At 73.0% G+C, this 17,661-nt stretch carries 20 protein-coding genes; 17 read left to right on the top strand and 3 right to left on the bottom strand.

Annotated elements, in window-relative coordinates; translation table 11 throughout:
* Positions 1 to 9 precede the first annotated feature (9 nt).
* The 3 genes from OG509_RS25700 to OG509_RS25690 form a co-directional block, all read right to left on the bottom strand.
* A complete protein-coding gene (locus OG509_RS25700) occupies positions 10 to 1,071 on the bottom strand; it encodes a beta-ketoacyl-ACP synthase III (protein WP_406184873.1) in 1,062 nt (353 codons plus the stop codon).
* 164 nt (positions 1,072 to 1,235) lie between these two features.
* Positions 1,236 to 2,090 (bottom strand): helix-turn-helix transcriptional regulator, encoded by an 855-nt coding sequence (locus tag OG509_RS25695; protein WP_406184871.1) that lies wholly within the window; start codon positions 2,088 to 2,090, stop codon positions 1,236 to 1,238.
* A 57-nt stretch (positions 2,091 to 2,147) separates the two neighbouring features.
* The gene (locus OG509_RS25690; protein ID WP_406184870.1) at positions 2,148 to 2,942 is read right to left on the bottom strand and encodes a thioesterase II family protein; all 795 of its coding nucleotides are present in this window, start codon (positions 2,940 to 2,942) and stop codon (positions 2,148 to 2,150) included.
* Positions 2,943 to 3,078: 136 nt separating this feature from the next.
* Between OG509_RS25690 and OG509_RS25685 the strand changes: the two genes are divergently transcribed.
* The 17 genes from OG509_RS25685 (at position 3,079) to OG509_RS25605 (ending at position 17,649) form a co-directional block, all read left to right on the top strand.
* Positions 3,079 to 3,939: a helix-turn-helix transcriptional regulator gene (locus OG509_RS25685; RefSeq protein ID WP_387290393.1), complete on the top strand. Its 861-nt coding sequence runs from the start codon at positions 3,079 to 3,081 to the stop codon at positions 3,937 to 3,939.
* A 171-nt stretch (positions 3,940 to 4,110) separates the two neighbouring features.
* Complete coding sequence (locus tag OG509_RS25680) at positions 4,111 to 4,353, top strand: phosphopantetheine-binding protein (protein ID WP_385579101.1); 243 nt, start codon at positions 4,111 to 4,113, stop codon at positions 4,351 to 4,353.
* 81 nt (positions 4,354 to 4,434) lie between these two features.
* Positions 4,435 to 5,055: a hypothetical protein gene (locus tag OG509_RS25675; protein WP_387290397.1), complete on the top strand. Its 621-nt coding sequence runs from the start codon at positions 4,435 to 4,437 to the stop codon at positions 5,053 to 5,055.
* A complete protein-coding gene (locus OG509_RS25670; RefSeq protein ID WP_406184868.1) occupies positions 5,048 to 5,953 on the top strand; it encodes a hypothetical protein in 906 nt (301 codons plus the stop codon). The genes OG509_RS25675 and OG509_RS25670 overlap by 8 nt, the downstream gene beginning before the upstream one ends.
* A 13-nt stretch (positions 5,954 to 5,966) precedes the next feature.
* Complete coding sequence (locus OG509_RS25665) at positions 5,967 to 6,185, top strand: tautomerase family protein (protein WP_030857091.1); 219 nt, start codon at positions 5,967 to 5,969, stop codon at positions 6,183 to 6,185.
* A 41-nt stretch (positions 6,186 to 6,226) separates the two neighbouring features.
* Complete coding sequence (locus OG509_RS25660; protein ID WP_406184866.1) at positions 6,227 to 7,108, top strand: AfsA-related hotdog domain-containing protein; 882 nt, start codon at positions 6,227 to 6,229, stop codon at positions 7,106 to 7,108.
* Entirely contained in the window at positions 7,105 to 7,800 is a 696-nt protein-coding gene (locus OG509_RS25655; RefSeq protein WP_406184864.1) for an HAD family hydrolase, read from the top strand. The genes OG509_RS25660 and OG509_RS25655 overlap by 4 nt, the downstream gene beginning before the upstream one ends.
* The gene (locus tag OG509_RS25650) at positions 7,797 to 8,426 is read left to right on the top strand and encodes a hypothetical protein (RefSeq protein ID WP_406184862.1); all 630 of its coding nucleotides are present in this window, start codon (positions 7,797 to 7,799) and stop codon (positions 8,424 to 8,426) included. Before OG509_RS25655 ends, OG509_RS25650 begins: the two co-directional genes overlap by 4 nt.
* Positions 8,423 to 10,138, top strand: coding sequence for a GH3 auxin-responsive promoter family protein (locus OG509_RS25645; protein WP_406184861.1), 1,716 nt, complete (start codon positions 8,423 to 8,425; stop codon positions 10,136 to 10,138). Before OG509_RS25650 ends, OG509_RS25645 begins: the two co-directional genes overlap by 4 nt.
* 67 nt (positions 10,139 to 10,205) lie before the next feature.
* On the top strand, positions 10,206 to 11,060 hold the full coding sequence (locus OG509_RS25640) for a class I SAM-dependent methyltransferase (protein WP_406184860.1): 855 nt from the start codon (positions 10,206 to 10,208) through the stop codon (positions 11,058 to 11,060).
* A 2-nt stretch (positions 11,061 to 11,062) separates the two neighbouring features.
* Positions 11,063 to 12,544, top strand: coding sequence for an NAD(P)/FAD-dependent oxidoreductase (locus tag OG509_RS25635; protein WP_406184858.1), 1,482 nt, complete (start codon positions 11,063 to 11,065; stop codon positions 12,542 to 12,544).
* Complete coding sequence (locus OG509_RS25630) at positions 12,541 to 13,683, top strand: hypothetical protein (protein WP_406184856.1); 1,143 nt, start codon at positions 12,541 to 12,543, stop codon at positions 13,681 to 13,683. The genes OG509_RS25635 and OG509_RS25630 overlap by 4 nt, the downstream gene beginning before the upstream one ends.
* The gene (locus tag OG509_RS25625) at positions 13,680 to 14,423 is read left to right on the top strand and encodes a DUF6182 family protein (RefSeq protein WP_406184854.1); all 744 of its coding nucleotides are present in this window, start codon (positions 13,680 to 13,682) and stop codon (positions 14,421 to 14,423) included. The genes OG509_RS25630 and OG509_RS25625 overlap by 4 nt, the downstream gene beginning before the upstream one ends.
* 1 nt (position 14,424) lies before the next feature.
* A complete protein-coding gene (locus tag OG509_RS25620) occupies positions 14,425 to 15,099 on the top strand; it encodes a LysR substrate-binding domain-containing protein (RefSeq protein ID WP_406184852.1) in 675 nt (224 codons plus the stop codon).
* Positions 15,096 to 15,875: an alpha/beta fold hydrolase gene (locus tag OG509_RS25615; RefSeq protein WP_406184851.1), complete on the top strand. Its 780-nt coding sequence runs from the start codon at positions 15,096 to 15,098 to the stop codon at positions 15,873 to 15,875. The genes OG509_RS25620 and OG509_RS25615 overlap by 4 nt, the downstream gene beginning before the upstream one ends.
* A complete protein-coding gene (locus tag OG509_RS25610; RefSeq protein ID WP_406184850.1) occupies positions 15,869 to 16,741 on the top strand; it encodes a class I SAM-dependent methyltransferase in 873 nt (290 codons plus the stop codon). The genes OG509_RS25615 and OG509_RS25610 overlap by 7 nt, the downstream gene beginning before the upstream one ends.
* A complete protein-coding gene (locus tag OG509_RS25605; protein WP_406184849.1) occupies positions 16,738 to 17,649 on the top strand; it encodes a carboxymuconolactone decarboxylase family protein in 912 nt (303 codons plus the stop codon). The genes OG509_RS25610 and OG509_RS25605 overlap by 4 nt, the downstream gene beginning before the upstream one ends.
* Positions 17,650 to 17,661 lie beyond the last annotated feature (12 nt).

The raw sequence follows: 17,661 nt of genomic DNA, 5'->3' as shown, positions 1-17,661 counted from the left end.
TTGGTCGTGTCAGTACGCGGTGATGTCGGGCCAGACCAGGGCCGTCGAGCCCCAGGTCACGCCGCCGCCGAAGGCACTCATCAGCACCCGGTCGCCCGGTGTGACCTGGCCCCCGGCGACGGCGTCGGCGAGGGCCAGCGGGATGGAGGCGGCCGAGGTGTTGCCGACGCGGTCGAGGTTGACGACCGTCCGCTCCCGCGCCATCCCGAGCTGGTCGGCCACGGCGTGCAGGATCCGTACGTTCGCCTGGTGGCCCACGAACCAGTCCACCGAATCCGCCGCCCATCCGGCGCGGTCGAGCATGGTCTGGGAGGAGGCCGCCATACGGGTCACGGCGTGCCGGAAGACGGACTTGCCCTGCATGGTGAAGTACGCGTCGGCAGGATCCGGTTCGGGCCCGTCGGCCGCGGCCGACGCCGAGCGCTGCCGCGAACCGCCGCCCGGGACGATGATCAGGTCCTTCAGCGAGCCGTCGCTGCCCAGGTCGTACCCCAGCAGCGCACCGGGCTCGGTGGGGTCACCGGCCCGCAGCACCACCGCTCCGGCGCCGTCGCCGAAGATGACCGACGTGGTGCGGTCCTGCGGGTTGAGGATGGTCGAGTACGTCTCGGCGCCGATGACCAGGACGCGCTCCGCGATGCCGGCGGCGATGGCGCCCGCGGCGGAGGCGAGTCCGTAGACGAAGCCGCTGCACACCGCGGCCACGTCGTACGCGGGCACACCCTCCAGGCCCAGCCGGGAGGCGACTTCGGGAGCCGTCGCCGGGCACGGGTGGTCCGGAGTGGTCGTGGCGAGCACCACCAGGTCGACGTCCCCGGAGCCGGCCGACTTCAGCGCCCGCTCGCCCGCCGCCACGGCGAGGTCGCCGGTGGCGGTCCCCGGGTCGGCCCAGTGCCGCTGGGTGATGCCCGTACGGGTGCGGATCCACTCGTCCGAGGTGTCCATGGTCCGGGACAGCTCCTCGTTGGTCACGACGCGGGGCGGGACGAACGTCCCGAGCCCGGTGAGGACCGCTGTCCGGCCGTGGCCCGACGCATCAATGGCATCAACGGCATCAGTCGCATGAGTCAAGGGAGGCCTCCATAGTCGCCGGTGCGGGACTCCGCTACCGGGCACGGTGGAACGGGCCGCTCTCCGCGCGGGGGCAGGCCACCCGACGATTCTGTGGCGGCGGCCGGAACCCAGCCAGAGCCTGCCGCCGGTGGTGGTGGGACCACCACCCTCGCGTCCGTCCCCTACGACCAGGCCGACACGGGCCCGGCGGCGCCCGGCGGGAGGTACACCAGGAGGCGGGTGCCGGCGGCTTCGTCCAGGTCCATGGTGAACAGGACGAAGGAGACGCGGCCCTCGTGGGGGTGGTCCACCTCCACGGTCGTCGGCACGAACTCCTCGACCTCGTGGCGCTCCCACAACTCGGCGAACCGCGGGTCGTTCTCCGCCAGTTCGTCCGCGATCTCCTCGTACCGCGGATCGTCGGCCCCGTACGAGGACTGCAGGCGGAACCGGGCCGTCATCCGGCGGGCCAGCTGCGGCCGGTTGAGATACCGCCGGCCGTGGGATCCGGTGAACAGGCTGGTCAGGAAGTTGTCGTTGCCGTCGCGGCCCAGGAGCAGCGCCTCGGCGGCCGGTTCGTTGACCGCGAGGACCTCCCAGTACCGGTCGATGACGCAGGAGGGCCCCAACAGCTGGGTGTCCACCATCCGCTGGAAGAGTCCGGAATCCGGGAGGTCCGGAGCAGAGAGCGGCAGCGGGGGGTTGGCGTCCGCGAGCCGGTACAGGTGGACCCGCTCGCGTTCGCTGAAGCGCAGGGCGCGGCTGATCGCGTCGAGTATCCCGTCGGAGACCTTGATGGGGCGGCCCTGTTCCAGCCACGCGTACCACGACGCGCTCACCCCGGCCAGGACCGCGACCTCCTCTCGGCGGAGCCCGACCCGGGCGCGCCGGGCGGCCGTCGCCAGTCCGACGTCCTCGGGGGAGAGCGCCGCTCGGCGGCTCCGCAGGAAGTGCGCCAGCTCGGTGCGCTTCTTCTTCGTACGGTCGGTACGGTCGTTGCGGTCGTTGCGGTCGGTCCCTAACGGCATGGCGTCCATACCGCCCGAAGGTAGGTCACACCCCCACGCGGTGTCAGCGGCGGGAATCACACGGCTTCAGTTTTCGACCGCCCCGAGGATGTGCCCCAACTCGGCGAAGAACAGCTCCTTGTGCTCCCGGTTGAAGAAGTGGCCCCCCGGGAGGGTGCGGAAGGAGAACGGCCCGCCCGCGTGCACGCGCCACGCCTCGGCGTCCGCCGCGGGCACCAGCGGGTCGCGGCTGCCCAGCAGTACGTGGACCGGGCAGGGCAGCGGCCGGTGGCCGGCCTCCGGATGCCGGTAGGTACCGCATACCCGCAGGTCCTCGCGGAGCCGTTGTACGACGGTGCTCATGCGGACGGGGTTCTCCCGCAGCAGCCGACCGGCTCCACCCAGACCCAACAACAGCTCTAGGGACGCTCGATCCGATAGCCCTACGGTCAGGTCGGGCGCAGCCTGGACATGCGGCGCGCGGTGGGCCCCGGCCACGAAACAGGCGGGCGGGCGCCGTCCCGCGGCGATGTGCCGCTGTGCCACGCCGTAGGAGACCAGCGCTCCCATGCTGTGTCCGTAGAAGGCGTAGGGCTCGTCGAGGAAGGGGGTCAGCTGCCTTGTCACCTCGCGTACGAGGTCGTCCATCGTGCTGACGGCACCGGGGACGCCGGCCGCGGGCACCGACCTGGGGGGCATGGACACCGGCACCACCTCCACCCCGCGGCCGAGCCATTGCCCCCAGCCCGAGAAGGACCAGGCGCTGCCGCCCGCGTGATGGAAGCAGAACAGGCGCAGCCGGGTCGATTCGTTCTTCGCAGGGATGCTCTCCGCCGTACCCGCCGCCCTGGCAGCCGGGATGTTCGCCGCTGTGTGGAACATGCCGCCAGTGTGGCGGGCGATTCCGGCGGGAGGGAGTGTCTTTCGATCGGGGTGGTGCCACCACCATCGGTGGGCCTGCCGGCCGGGCGCACCGCACCGAAATTTTCTTCAGTCGGAAAGAGAAAGAGGTCGAGGAATGCAGACGACTGCATCCCCTCCGGTATCAGGACTTTTACGGCGGACGCGGCTGCGGCATTTCCTGCGGGCGCGCAGGGAGCAGATCACGCCGGAGGAAGTCGGTCTGGTGAACGTGGAGCGCAGACGTACGCCGGGGCTGCGGCGCGAGGAGGTCGCGGCTCTGGCCGGGGTCGGGGTGTCCTGGTACACCTGGCTCGAACAGGGCCGGGACATCAACGTCTCCGAAGGCATCGTGAATGCGGTCAGCAATGCGCTGCGGCTCGGGGACGTGGAGCGCACGTACTTCTACCGGCTGGCCGGCCACAATCCGCCGCAGCCCACGGCGGGCCGCCGGTGGGACAGCGAGTACGCGCGGATGAACGCGCTCGTCGAGGGGTGGTCGCGCAATCCGGCGTACATCACCGACCGGTACGGGCGCATCGAACTGGCCAGTCGTTCGGCCCGCTCCCTGTTCCGTATCGACGCCCGCGGTGACAACTGCGTGCTGAAGTTCTTCACCGAGCCGTCGACGCGCGAGAAGTACCCCGAGGCGGACGAGGTGGGGCGCGGTCTGGTCGCCCAGTTCCGGGCGCAGTCGGCCCGTTTCCCGGAGGACCGGGAATTCGGCCGGATCGCCGAGCGGCTGAGCGAGCGCAGCCCGCGCTTCGCCACGCTGTGGGACTGTCACGAGGTGGTCGGCCCGAACCAGAGCCGGCGCAAGATCGCGCTCCCGCAGGCCGGGGTGCGGGTCTTCGACCGTGTGGTGATGAGCGTGCCGGAGAGCCCCGAGTCCTTGCTGACCCTGTATGTCGCCCGGCCCGGGGCGGAATCGGCCGCGCGTCCGCGCGAACTGGTCGGCTGCCATGCCGAGGCCGCCTGATTCCCATGCCGGTGGTGTTCGCACCACCATGATCAGGAGACACTTCCTCCGCCCGTTCCCGGATCCCATGATGAATCCGTGGGACGCGGAGGAAATTCGATCCGCTGAATTCACCAGCTCCGATCCCGCAACGCGAAAGTCGGCGTTCCAAGTGATTCACGGAGGATTCTCATGGATGTTTCGATCGTCACCCGGGTGGTCACGGTCCTCGGCGAGCTGGACGTGGAGACGGCGGACGTCACGCCGGACACCACGTTCGAGGCGATGGAGATCGACTCGCTGCTGCTGGAGGAACTGGCACTGCGGTTGCAGAAGACGTTCGGCGTCGAGATCGAGATGGGTGAACTCGTCCCCGAGCAGACTGTCGCGGAGGCGGCCGCGGTGATCGCGTCCAAGGGCGTCACCGTCGCCTGAGGAATTCCCCCCTCCCCCTCCCTCTCCCCCTTCCCCTCCCCCCCATTTCCGAATTCACGTTTTCATCGAAAGGGCACACCCATGTCTTCCACCCTGCTCGTCCTCAATGAAGTAGCCGTGGCCCCCGGCCGGCTGGACCAGGTCCTCGCCGAGTGGAGCCGGCTGAACCGGAAGGAGCCGGTGGCCGGCCGCGCGCTGTACGTCAGCGTGGACGACGGCAACGTCCTGGAGATCACGCCGGTCAAGGAGCTCTCCGAGCTCGACGGCTTGAACGCGGGCTGGAAGCAGCTCTGGGAGGCCGTGTCGGGCGACCTCGTCACGGACTTCCGGCGCCACCTCCTGGAGTTCGTCGAGGCGCCCAAGGACACCGCCGACCCGCTGCCGCAGACCCCCTACGTGCAGCTGCGCTACATCGAGGTGAAGCCCAGCCAGTACACCGCGTACCGCGAGTGGCGCGAGAACACCATCTTCGACGTCGTCCGGCGCGCGGACGAGGTGAAGACGTTCCTGGCCTACCACTCGCTGATCAGCTCGCAGCCGGGTGTGATGTTCGTGTCCGGCTTCGAGGTCGAGCCGGCCGAGTACCAGGCGGTGTTCACGTCGCCGGAGTACCAGGAGATCGTCCGCCAGGCGGGCGACCGCTACATCGTCGGCGGCGAGAGCGGCCTGTACACCCGCGTCTACAAGCGCGCCGATGTCTGAGAGCGCTACGAAGACCCGTACGGCGGCCCGTACGACGGCCGGGCTCGCGACCCCGAACCGCACGGAGACGTACGAGCTCGCCCTGACGACCCAGGGTCCGCTCTACCCGCCGAGCGAGGTCATGGACGGCGAGGGCAATTTCGTGGTGGTGGGCATGGTCAACCGGCCCACCGCCGCGGGCGGGGCCGCGCCCGAGTGGGGCGCGGCCGTGGTCTCACCGGCCAGCCCGGTTCCCGAGTTCGGCCGCCTCGCCCCCTACACGGTGGTGCGCGAACTGGACACCGACCCCGGCGGGGCGGACCGGGACCTCGTGCTCCACACCCTGCCGCTGCCCCTGCCGTGCAACAACTACCCGATGGTGTTCGCGCCGGAGCAGCTGCCGGACGCCGCCCGCGTCGAGCGGCCGAGCCACGCCTTCCACCAGGTGCCGATCCCGGACCTGCGGGCCGAGGACGGGCCCAAGGTCGTCGAGCCGGTGACCTTCGGCCGGTGGATGGAGGCGAGCGGGACCCTGGAGGTCGCCGTCACCCCGGACGGCCGGTCCGGGACGTTCGACTTCGACTTCTCCCGTCTCGTACCGAACAGCGTCTACACGGTGATGTCGCTGCGCGCCCGCGACCTGGATCCGGCCGGCCCGACCCGGCCGGGACCGCTCGGGGTCCCGAACGTGTTCGTCACCGACGAGGACGGCTCCGGCCGCTACCACGCCACGATGCCGGACCCGTTCCCGGACCCGGAGCTGCCCGGCGCCAACCGGATCATCAACGTCGTCGTGCTGTGGATGAGCTACCAGCGCAGCTACGGCGGCGCCATCGGGGAGTTCGGCCTCGGCGGGGACATCCACGCCCACCTCAAACTGCGCGGCCCGTCCTTCCAGGACCTGCGCACCACACCCTGAGAGGTTCCATCCCATGCCCATCATCTCCGTCACCACCTGGGACGGCCAGGACGACGCCCAGTGCCGGGAGCTCATGGAGGAGCTGACCCGAACGGTCAGGAAGGTCACCGGAGCCCCCCTGGACAAGATCACGGTCTACGTCCAGGAGGTGCCGCGCAACCGCTGGACGGAGGGCGGGGCCCTGGGCAGCGACCCGGAGTTCCCGGTGCTGAGCCGGCGCCTGACCGAATGACCTGACCCCCACCACCACCCGAACAGGAAAGGTCGAAAGCCATGTCCGTGCCCATGCCCCATGAGTCGTCCCAGGCCACCGATGCCAAGCCCGGCACGCTGTTCCTCGTGGGCGACGTGTTCGCCGAGTTCGCCCACCACGAAGGCGTGTTCACCGTCTCCCAGCTGGCCCGCCTGATCAGGAACGGGACCTTCCCCGACGGCCCCGACAGCGCCGTCGACGCCGACGCCGACGCCGACGCCGACGGGGTCCGCGTGAGCGTGGGGCAGGGCGTCTCCCTGTTCGACGTCCAGTTCATACGCGACACCCTGGCCCGGCGCGGGCTCGCGGACCTGGTCGTCATCGACGACCAGGCGCTGCACACCCGCGCCGGCCGGGAGATCGCCCACAAACACCGTCCCGAGAACGTGCTGATCTCCGCGCCGCGTCCGGTCGGCGCCGACTGGTACGAGGCGGACCTGCTGGTCGACGGCGACAACGAGGTGATGTCCGACCACCTCACCGGGCAGCACATGCAGGGGATGCTGGCCACCGAAGCCGGCCGGCAGATGTTCATCGCGGTGGCCGAGCAGTTCTACCTGCCGCCCGAGGCGGTGGGGAGCAGCTACTTCGTCATCGACTCCTTCGCCACCCGGTACCGCAACTTCCTCTTCCCGCTCCCCGCGGTGGTGCGCTGCCGGGTCCTGGCCCACCGCACCCCGCACCGCACCCGGATGACCTTCCACTGCGAACTCTCCGTGAGCCAGGGCGGGTCGGAGACGGCGGGCATGGAGGTCCGGTTCACCGCCTTCGACACCCAGGTCTCCCACGCCAAGGAGACACGGGCGGCGCAGCGGTCCCTCCAGGACGGGGTGGCGCTGGCCGCGGCGGCGGCCGCCGCGGAGGCTGCGGCTCCGGCGCGCGCGGAGGTCCGTACGTCATGACCGAGCACACGCCCGGGCCGTACATCGTCTTCAGCGACGTCGACGAGACGCTGATCACCGTCAAGAGCATGTTCGACTTCCTCCACTACCGGCTGGTGCGCCGGCACGGCGTCGCCGGGGAGGAGGAGTACGAGCGGATCACGGCGGTGATCGGCCGGCGGGCCGCCGACGGGGCGCCCCGCGAGGAGATCAACCGCTTCTACTACAGCCACTACGCGGGCGAGTCCGTGGAGTCGCTCACGCGGCTGGCGGACGAGTGGTTCACCGAACGCACCGCCTCCACCCGGGGCTTCTACATCGACTCCACGCTCCGGGCCCTGCGCGGCCACCGGGCCGCCGGCGCGCCGCTGGTCCTGGTCTCGGGCTCGTTCCCGCCCCTCCTGGAACCGCTGGCGCGCGAGCTGGGCGCGGAAACGGTCCTGTGCACCCGCCCGCTGATCGAGGACGGCATCTACACCGGCGAGGTCGGTACCCCGGTCATCGGCGAGGGCAAGCGCGCAGCGGTCCTCGCCCACCTGGCGGCGCGGCCCGCCGTCGACCCGCGCGACTGCTTCGCGTACGGGGACCACGTCTCCGACCTGCCGATGCTGGAACTCGTGGGGCATCCCGTGGCCGTGGGCGAGGACGCCGAGCTGCGCGAGCGCCTGGCGCGGCGCTCCCAGCGGCGCCCCGAGACGATCGCCGTCCGATGAGCGGGCGCCGGTTCCACGTGCTGCTGGGTCCCGACGGGGCCGGCAAGTCCTCGGCCATGCGGCGTCTGGCGCCCATGCTGCCCGAGTGGCGGTTGGTGTCGACGGACCGCGCGTTCGTCGCACCCGAGCACGCCCTGATCACCCGGCTGCGGCAGGACGTCCACGACCATCTGCTGCCGGGCCTCGGCACCGCGTACTCGGTGGACTTCATGGCCGGTGTGCTGCAGACGGCCGTGGTCCACCTCCGGGACCAGGTGAGGGAGACGGACCCGCGGGTTCCGGTGCTCGTGGACTCGTACTACTACAAGATCCTGGCGAAGTGCCGGATGGCAGGGGTCCGGGACAGCCGGATGTACTCCTGGTGGCGTTCCTTCCCGCAGCCCAGCGGGGTGGTCTTCCTCGACGTCTCGCCCGAGTCCGCCTGGCGCCGCAGGGGAGACGGCGCACGGCTCAACGCCCTGGAGTACGACGGGCAGGACGGGAGCTGGGCGGAGTTCGAGAGCTACCAGCGGAATCTGCGGAAGCTGCTGCTGGAGGAGGTGCGGGAGTTGCCGGTGACGATGCTGCCGGAGCAGCCCGACGCCGACCGGGCGGCCGAAGCCGTACGGGAGGTGCTGTCCGTATGAACGCCTCATCCGTCTGGCACACCCCCGGCCACACCGGCCGCTACCGCGAGCGCGTGTTCGCCGCGCGCGAGCGGCTGGCCGCCGAGCACGCCGATCTGCGCGGCATGCAGCAGCGTGTCCTCACCGATCTGGTGGGCTTCAACGCCTCCACCCGGTTCGGCAGGCGGCACGGCTTGGGCCGCGTCCTCACGGTGGACGACTTCCGGGAGGCCGTGCCCGTACGCGACTACGCCGACCACGCCGCCCTCATCGAGCGGACGGCCGCCGGGGAGCGGAACCTGCTGTCGGCCGACGCGCCCGCCGTCTACTTCACCAGCAGCGGCAGCACCGGGGCGCACAAGAAGGTGCCCGTCACCCCGCGCTTCATGCGGACGACCTTCATGCCGTTCTACTTCGCGGCCTGGGCCCCGCTGATCGAGCACTTCCCGGACGTACTGGACCGGCCCGACGCCGTTCTCAACCTCAAGCACGATCCGCTGAGCGCACCGCCCACCACGGGCGACGGCCGGCCCCATGTGGGCGCCAGCCAGGTGGACTTCGGGGCCCGCTTCGGCGAACCCCTCTCGGCCGAACCCGGCACGGGCGCACCCTGGGCGGTGCTTCCGGTGCCGACCGAGCCCGGTGACCACCTGGAGCGGGCGTACCTGCGGCTCCGGCTGGCGGTGCAGAGCGATCTGCGGGCGCTGATCGGCATCAATCCGGCGATGGTCTCCGCGGTCCCGTACCAGCTGAACCTGTGGTGGCCGCGGATCGTGAAGGAGGTACGGGACGGCACCCTCGGCGGCCTGCCGCACCGGGCGCCGGACCCCGAGCGGGCCGCCGAACTCGAACGCCTCGCGGAGTACTTCGGCACCGTACGGCCCGCGCACGTGTGGCCCCGGCTGCGGGCGATCTTCTGCTGGACGACCGGGGTGGCATCGCTGTACCTGCCCGCACTGCGGGAGGAGTTCGGCCCCGGCGTCACCGTGCTGCCGGCGCCGGTGGCCGCCTCGGAGGGCCCGGTCGGCGTGGCGCTGGACCGGCACGCCTCGGCCGGCAGCCTCGTCGCGTCGGCCTCGGTGTACGAGTTCGTGCCGGCCGATCAGGACCTCGCCCCGGACTCCGCCACGCTGCTGCCGCACGAGCTCGAAGCCGGCCGGGACTACCACGTGGTCTTCAGCCACGTCGGCGGGCTGTACCGGTACGCCGTCGGTGACGTGGTCCGCGTCGTGGACATGTCCGGCGGGGTCCCGCGGCTGGAGTACGCGGGCCGGGGCGGCCGGTCCGACGCGGCCGGTGAGCGGCTGCGGGACGCGGAGGTGGTCCGGGCCCTGCACACGGCCCTGGGCTCCGGCGGACTCGCGCTGCGCAACGTGGCGTGCCGGGTCGAACCGGCGGCCGGTACGACGGCGGGCCCGGCAGGGCACGGGGCCCCGCGCTACGTGTTCGCGATCGCCCCGCGCAGCCCATGGCACGCGGCCGAGACCGTACGTTTCACCGCCGCCCTGGACCGCTGCCTGGCGGCGCAGTCCGCCGGGTACGCGCAGGCCCGGTCGGCCGGCCGGCTGGCCGCGCCCGCCGTACGCCTGCTGGACGCCGAGGCGTTCGACCGCGACTGGCACGAGGCGGTCGCCGAAGGCATCCGCCCGACGCAGGTCAAGGACCGCCTCTTCCGGCAGGACGACGCCCTCTGGGAGCGCCTGACCCGGGACCCCCGGACCCCGCTCGCCTGACCGCCCTCACCCCACCCCACCGCACCACCGGCCGTCCGGCACCCGCACCCCCGTACAAGGAGCCACCATGCCCGTGCTCAACCCCGTCGAACGGACCGCCCTGCTCACCGCCGCCCTGCGCGCCGCCGAGACCCGCCGCGAGGACCGGCTGTACGAGGACCCGTACGCCGCCGGACTGGTCGGCGAGGCGGGCCCGGAACTGCTCGCCGAGATCCGGGCGGCGACCTTCCCGCCCGACCGGCCGCGCACCCTGCCCAGCACCCCGGACTACAACGCCATCCGCACCCGGTTCTTCGACGACCTGCTCCAGGAGGCGGCCCAGGACCCGGGGACGACCCAGCTCGTGCTGGCCCCGGCCGGCATGGACTCGCGCGCCTACCGGCTCCCGTGGCCCGGGCACATCCGCTACTTCGAGGTGGACCGCCCGGCGGTGCTCGACTTCAAGGCGGAGCGGCTGCGGGGGGCGGAGCCGCGGGTCGACCACCGTACGGTCGCCGTCGACCTCACCGCCGACGACTGGGAGGACCGCCTCGTCGCGTCCGGCTACGACCCCGCCGTCCCCTCGGCGTGGCTGCTGGAGGGGCTGCTCTACTACATCCCCGAGGCCGACGCGCACCGGATGCTGGAGCGGGTCGCCGCGATCTCCGCGCCCGGCAGCCGGATCGCCGCCGACATCGTCAACCGGGCCGCCCTGACCCTCCCCCACATGCGCGGCCTGCTGGACGTCTTCGCCGGCTGGGGGTGCCCGTGGGTGTTCGGCACCGACGAGCCGGAGGCCCTGTTCTCGCGGTACGGGTTCGACGTGCGCGCCGTCCAGCCGGGCGAGCCCGAGGCCGATTTCGGGCGGTGGCCGGACCCGGTGCCGCCGCGCGGGGTGAAGGACGTACGGCGGGTGTTCTTCGTGCACGGCCGGCGACGCTGACCATGGCGAACATCGTGATCGCGGGCGGCGCCGCCGCCGGCCTCGCCCTGGCCCTCGCGCTCGGCGGGCGCGGCCACCGGGTGCGGGTCCTGGAGCGCAGCGAACCGCCGCCGGACGGGCCGCTCGTCAAGAGCGCCGAGCTGTGGGAACGGCCCTCGGTGCCCCAGGCCGGCCACGACCACATCCTGAACGCGCTCGGCGTGCGCACGCTGCGCTCCTGCGCGCCGGCCGTGCTCGACGCGGCGCTGGCGGAGGGGGCGCGGCTCGCCGATCTCACCGCCGCGGCGCCGCCGGGTCCCGTGGAGCAGGGGGACGAGGAGCTCGTCACCCTGCTCGTCCGCCGCCCCGTCCTGGACCTCGTACTGCACCGGGCCGTCGAGTCCCTGCCCGGGGTGACCCTCAGCCACCGGACCACGGTCGCCGGGGTGCTGACCGCCCCGTCCGGGCCGACGCGCCTGCGGGTGACGGGAGTCGTCACGGACGGCGGCGAGCCGATCCCCGCCGACCTGGTGGTGGACGCGTCCGGCCGCCGGTGCGCGTCCCGGTCCTGGCTGGCCGCGGCGGGCCTGCCGGCCGCGGGCGACCTGACCGGCCCCAGCCGGCTGCACGCCTTCGGCCGCTTCTACCGGCTGCGCGACCCCGACGGCCCGCCGCCGGGCCCGCTCAACCGGGGCAACGCGGCCGGCGGGATCTGGGACCACTACTCCGCCGTCCTGCACCCGGCGGACAACGAGGTCTTCGCCGTCACCTTCGGCGCCCTGCCCGGCGACCGCGCGATGGCGGCCCTGCGCACACCCGCCGCCTTCACCGCCGCCTGCCGCCTCTCGCCGTACCTGGCCGACTGGGTCGACGAGCGCGCGGCGGAGCCGCTCGGCCCGGTCCGGGCCATCGCCATGCCGCCGAACATCCTGCGCGGCGCCGGGCCCGGCCGGCAGCGTCCGGTCGCCGGGCTCCTGCGGGCCGGGGACGCCGCCTGCGTCACCGATCCGATGTACGGCCGCGGCCTGTCCCTCGCCCTCGCGCACGCCTTCCGGCTCGCGGACCTGATCGAGGAACACCCGGCGGTGGACGAGTGGTTGGGCCTGGCCGCCGCGGAACTGGCCGACCGCGTGCTGCGGCCCTGGTACGAGCTGGGGGTGCACGACTCCTGGTCGCGCGGCGAACGGTGGCGGGCGGCGGCCGGAGCGCCGCCGCTCCCCGGGCCCGGCCGGCCCGTACCGCCCGTACCGCCCGTTCCGGGGCCGGTCCGGGTGGCCGCGCACACGGCGGCGGCCACCGACCGCGCCGTATGGCGGGGCACCACCCGGATCGGGACGGGCCTCGCCACCCCCGCCGAGGTCTTCGCCGACCCGGAGTTCCTGGCCCGCGTACGGGCGGCCGGGACGGACGGCTCCGTGCCGTCCGGCCCGCGACCGCCGACGTACGCGCAGCTCCGCCGAGCCATCGCCGCCCACGCCCACGCCCCGGACCGGGAGGAAGGATGAACGTGCTGCCCCGCAAGAACGTCCTGCTGGCACCGGTCACGGTCACCCCCACCAAACCGCTGACCCCCAGCCACCTCAAGGGCCTGCTGTGGACGGACGTGATGTTCCGGGCCACCGCACCGCTCGCCGCGGTGACGTACCGCTACAGCCACACCACGTACCACGTCACCGAACAGACCGTCGGCTTCTGGGAGTACCTCGACCGCACCCACGGGGAGACCGACTACACGCAGCTCTCCGAGGAGGAGATCGGGGACCTTTACGTCCGCTACCGCTCCGAGGAGCGGCGCCAGGGCGCCGAGGTCCTGCGGCCCTACCGGGACGCCGTCGAGCACAGCGGCTGGGTGCACCCCGCGAGCGAGCGGATGCTGCGGCTGTGGGCCGGGCACTACGAGCGGCTGGGGATGCACGACCCGGGCCTGCGGGAGCACCAGCCGCCCGGCCTCCGGCTGGAGGAGATGATCGAACGGCTCGGCGCCGTGGGCCTGGTCCTCGACCAGCGGCACTGCGGGGGCCCCGTCTACCTGGACCTCACCCGGTACGGGATGCCGCTGCGCCGGATCGTCACCGCGGACGGCCGCCCCAACTACCTCGCCTGCGCGCTGCGCGAGCTGCTGCCGCTGGTGCCCTGGTACGACGAGGTGGTCCTGCTGTACGACCGCGAACTCGACGCGGACTACCGACTGCTGCACCGTGTGCTGACCAGCCTGGGGCCGCCGGTGCGCCGGGTGCCCATCGGCCGGGTGCCCATCGACGGCAAGATCACCTCGGCCCGGCACGGCGGCTGGCGCGGCCACACGGCGGGCGCGCTGCTGCGGGCCTCGGCCGAGGCGGGCGAGTCCGCGGACGGCCACGGCGACGACGCGCTCCGGCTCGGCATGCGCCTGTACTTCATCGCGACCCTCGGCCCGGGAGAGCAGCAGTCCTTCCGCCACGACCTGCTGCGCCACTGCCTGGCCGTGGCCGCCCGGCTCCTGAGGCGCTCGGGGTCCGCGACCGGTGCGGGCGATCTGGCCGAGGCGCTGGAGCGGCACCGGCGGGGCCATGCGTACGTCGACCCCTACCGGCTGGCCTGCTCGCTCCTCGGCAAGGGCCGCCCCGCTCCCGATCCCGCACTCCTGTCGGCGGTGTTCCTGTGACCCCCTTCCCCCTGTCCTCCGCGGCCCTGCTCAAATCGGCGGCGGACCGCGTCCGGTCCGCCCGACCGGAGCTCGCGGACGGGCTCGACCTGTCCAGTACGCAGGCCCTGCGGGCCGCCCGGGCCGGACTCCACGGCGACCGCACCGCCCCGGCCGACGAGGTGCTGGCCGTGGTCGTCATCGGCCGGCTCGACCTGCCCCGGTGGGTGCGCGAGACCTGCGCCTTCGCCCTCGCGCTGGCTCCCGGGGAACGGGAGGCGTGGCGGCGCTCGTTCACCCGTACCGTCTACCTGGCCGGCAGCCCGTCCAACCTCCGCGAGCGGTTCGTCTTCGACCACGTCGCCGGAGACGACTCGGTCGCCTGGGCCGGGCCCGCGCCCGGCGCGCGGACGGCCACGCTGCGCCGGCTGCTCAAGTCCTTCGAGGCGGCGCACGAGCTGACCGCGCAGCGGTCGGCCACCGTGACCGTGCCCGGCCGTCCGGGCACCCGTCCCCCGGCCCACCGCGAGCTGTACATCGCCACCGCCAGAGTGTCCGTCACCGAGGCGCTCGTGCACGTCAACCACCTGCTCGCCGAGGCCGTCCTGGACGGGCTGATCGGTCCCGGGGACCGCTTGACGCTGCGGTTCGTACCGCGCCTGACCGGCCTGGGCGCGCAGCTCGCCATGTTGCGCGTCGACACCGATGTCCACCGCCCGGACGAGCTCCAGGCCTATGCCGGACTGACCACGGAGGTCTGAAATGCCAACCCCCACCGCGACCCCCACCGCCGCTCCCACCCGCACCCCCACCCGCACCGGCACCGCGCCGCGCACCGTCCGCCTGGGCGTCCACGGCTCGACGCACCTGGCGTCCCGCCTCGTCGCGGCGGCCGGACATGCGCCGGAGTCGGTGGAGTACGTCCCGTACGAGGTCACCGAGCCCTTCGGCCCGCTGCGGGCCGGATCCATGGACATCATGATCGTCAAGTACGACCCGCTGGAGCCGGACCTCGCCGTGAGCGAGCCGGTCGGCTTCGACGGGCGGGCCGTCCTCGTCGGAGCCCATCACCCGCTGGCCGGCCGCGCCTCGGTGTCGGTCGAGGAGGTCGCGGAGTACGGGGGCTTCCGGTGCCCCGGGGACTTCCCGGCGCACGTCTGGAACCTGGTGGTGCCGCCGCGGACCCCGCTGGGCCGGCCGATCCGCCGGATCCACGCCATGACGACGCTCACCGCGATGACGGAGCTGCTCAGGAGCACGTACGCGATCCATCTCTCGTTCCGGTCCCTGGACGCGGTGGTCCCGCCGGACGTCAAGGTGGTCCCGGTGCACGACCTGCCGCCTTCGCCGGTGGCCTTCGCCTGGCTGCGGGGCAGCGAACCGCCCGAACACGTACGGCGGTTCGTCGCCGACGCGCAGTGGGCGGCACGCCGATGAGCCTCCCCCTCGTCCTGCTCCACGCCCTGCCCCTCGACTCCTCCCTGTGGGACGCGGCGGCCGCGGCCCTGCGCGCCCGGGGCCGCCGGGTCCTCACCCCCGACCAGGCCGGTTTCGGCTCGGCGCCGCTGCCCCAGGGCTCGCCCTCGCTCGATCTCGTGGCGGACGGCCTGGCCCGGGAGCTCGACCGGCAGGGCATCGGCGAAGTCGCCCTCGCCGGCTGCTCCATGGGCGGCTACGTGGCGATGGCCTTCCTGCGCCGCCATCCGGACCGCGTCCGGGCGCTGGCCCTGCTGGCGGCCAGGGGTACGGCCGACTCGGCGGCGGCGGCCGGGCAGCGCCTGCGCTTCGCCGACGCGATCCTCGACGACTCGGCGCGCGCCGGGCTCGTCGCCGCGACCACGCCGTCCCTGCTCGGCGCCACCACGCGCGCCCGGCGGCCGCATCTGACGGCGCGGGTGACCGGCCTGGCGCTGGCGGCGCCGCCGCGGTCCGTCGCCTGGGCGCAGCGGGCCATCGCGGCCCGTACGGACTCCACGGCCACCCTGAGGGCCGCGGACGTACCGGCGGTGGTCGTGATCGGCGCCGAGGACGAGCTCGTCTCCCTCGAAGAGGCCTGCCGGACGGCGAAGGCACTGCCGCGCGGCCGGCTCGTCGTCCTTCCCGGGGTCGGCCACCTCGCTCCCCTGGAGGCGCCGGAGGCCACGGCGGAGATCCTCACGGGGCTGCTCGCGCAGGCCCTCGTACGGGCGGAAGCGCAGGCCGCTCCATGCTGACGGCCGATCACGCGGCGTGGGGGTACACGACGTCCACCGGACTGCCGTTCACCCACGAGGAGATCGTGGACCCGCACTTCGAGGCCTGCGCCGCGTACTACCGGGACGCCCTGGACGGTGTCGGCATCCGGCCCGGGTGGCACGTACTGGACGCGGGCTGCGGCAGCGGTGCGTTCCTGCCCCGGATCGCCGAACTCGTCGGCGCGGCGGGCCGGATCTCGGCCGTCGACCTGGCCGCGGAGAACGTGGAGCGCGCCGCCGGGCGGCTGCGGGGCCGGCCGGGCGCCGCGCCGCTGGTGGTACGGCAGGGCAGCGTCCTCGACCTGCCGTACGCGGACGGCATGTTCGACGCCGTCTGGTGCGCGAACACGACGCAGTACCTGGACGACGCGGAGCTGGCGCGCGCGCTGGCGGAACTGCGCCGGGTCACCAGGCCCGGGGGGCTCGTCGCGGTCAAGGACGTGGACGGTTCGCTGAGCACCGTCCGCCCGGCGGACCCGTTCCTGATCACCGACTTCTTCCGGGCGTCCGCCGCCTCCCCCGGCTACGCACGCCAGTTGCTCCGCGGCCGCGATCTGTACCGCCGGCTGCGGGCGGCCGGTCTGACGGACGTGACGCAGCGCACGATCCTCATGGAGCACCACGCTCCGCTGACCCCGGCGGCCCTCCGGTTCTACGCGAACGCCTGCGCGCGCTTCGCCCGGCAGGCGGCGGACGAGGGCATCCCGGGGAACTGGGCCCCCTTCCTCGATCCCGACGATCCGGCCGGCCCGCTGCGTGACCCGGACGGATACATCAGCGAAGGAAACGTCATCGCGATCGGCAGGGTGCCGCTCGCACCGATGGATGGAGACGACACACCATGAACGACGTACGGAGCACCGCCGAAATGACCCGTCGGGCCACCCTCACCGGGGGCGCCCTCGTCGGCATCGGCCTCGCCGAGGGACTGCTGAACCCGGCATCGGCCGCGGCCGCGGCCACCTCCGGCGGCGACTCCCGCTACGAGCGGGGGCTGGCCGTCCTGCACGAGACCTCGGGCGAGCGCGGAGCGGCCGTCATCGACTCGCTGCGGGACATCGCCCCGGACCTCGGCCGCTACGTCGTGGAGTTCGCGTACGGCGACGTCTACGCCCGGCCGGGACTCGACCTGCGCGAACGGGAGCTGTCCACGGTCGCCGCGCTGGCCGCCCAGGGGGACACCGCCGCGCAGCTGGACTTCCACATCGACGCGGCGCTGCACGTCGGCGTGCAGCCCGAGGAGGTCATCGAGGCCCTGATCCACATCGTGCCCTTCATGGGATTCCCGCGGGCGCTCAACGCGGTCGGCGTCGCCAGGACGGTCTTCGCCAACCGGGGCGTCACCTTCGAACCGCCCGTCATGAACGACACCCGCGACCGCTACATGCGCGGAACCGAGAAGCTCGTGGAAATCGACGGGCACCACGGCCTGGAGGTCATCGAGTCGCTCAAGGACATCGCCCCGGACCTCGGCCGGTTCATCGTCGAATTCACCTTCGGGGACGTCTACCACCGCCCGTGGCTGTCGCCGAGGCGCCGCCAGCTCGTCACCGTCGCCGCCCTGACGGCCTTCGGTGACACCGCTCCGCAGCTGCGGGTGCACATCGGCGCCGCCCTGAACGTCGGCCTGAGCCCGGCGCAGGTCGTGGAGACGCTGATCCACGTGGTGCCGTACGCCGGGTTCCCGCGGGTGCTGAACGCCATCGGGGTGGCCAGGGAGGTGTTCGAGAAGCGGAACGCCCCCGCTCGGTAAGGCGACAGCACG

It is taken from the genome of Streptomyces sp. NBC_01006 (assembly GCF_045162725.1).
In the GTDB taxonomy this organism is placed as follows: domain Bacteria; phylum Actinomycetota; class Actinomycetes; order Streptomycetales; family Streptomycetaceae; genus Streptomyces.
Note: the sequence above shows the minus strand (reverse complement) of the source record. Positions and strands in the feature narration are given on the sequence as shown.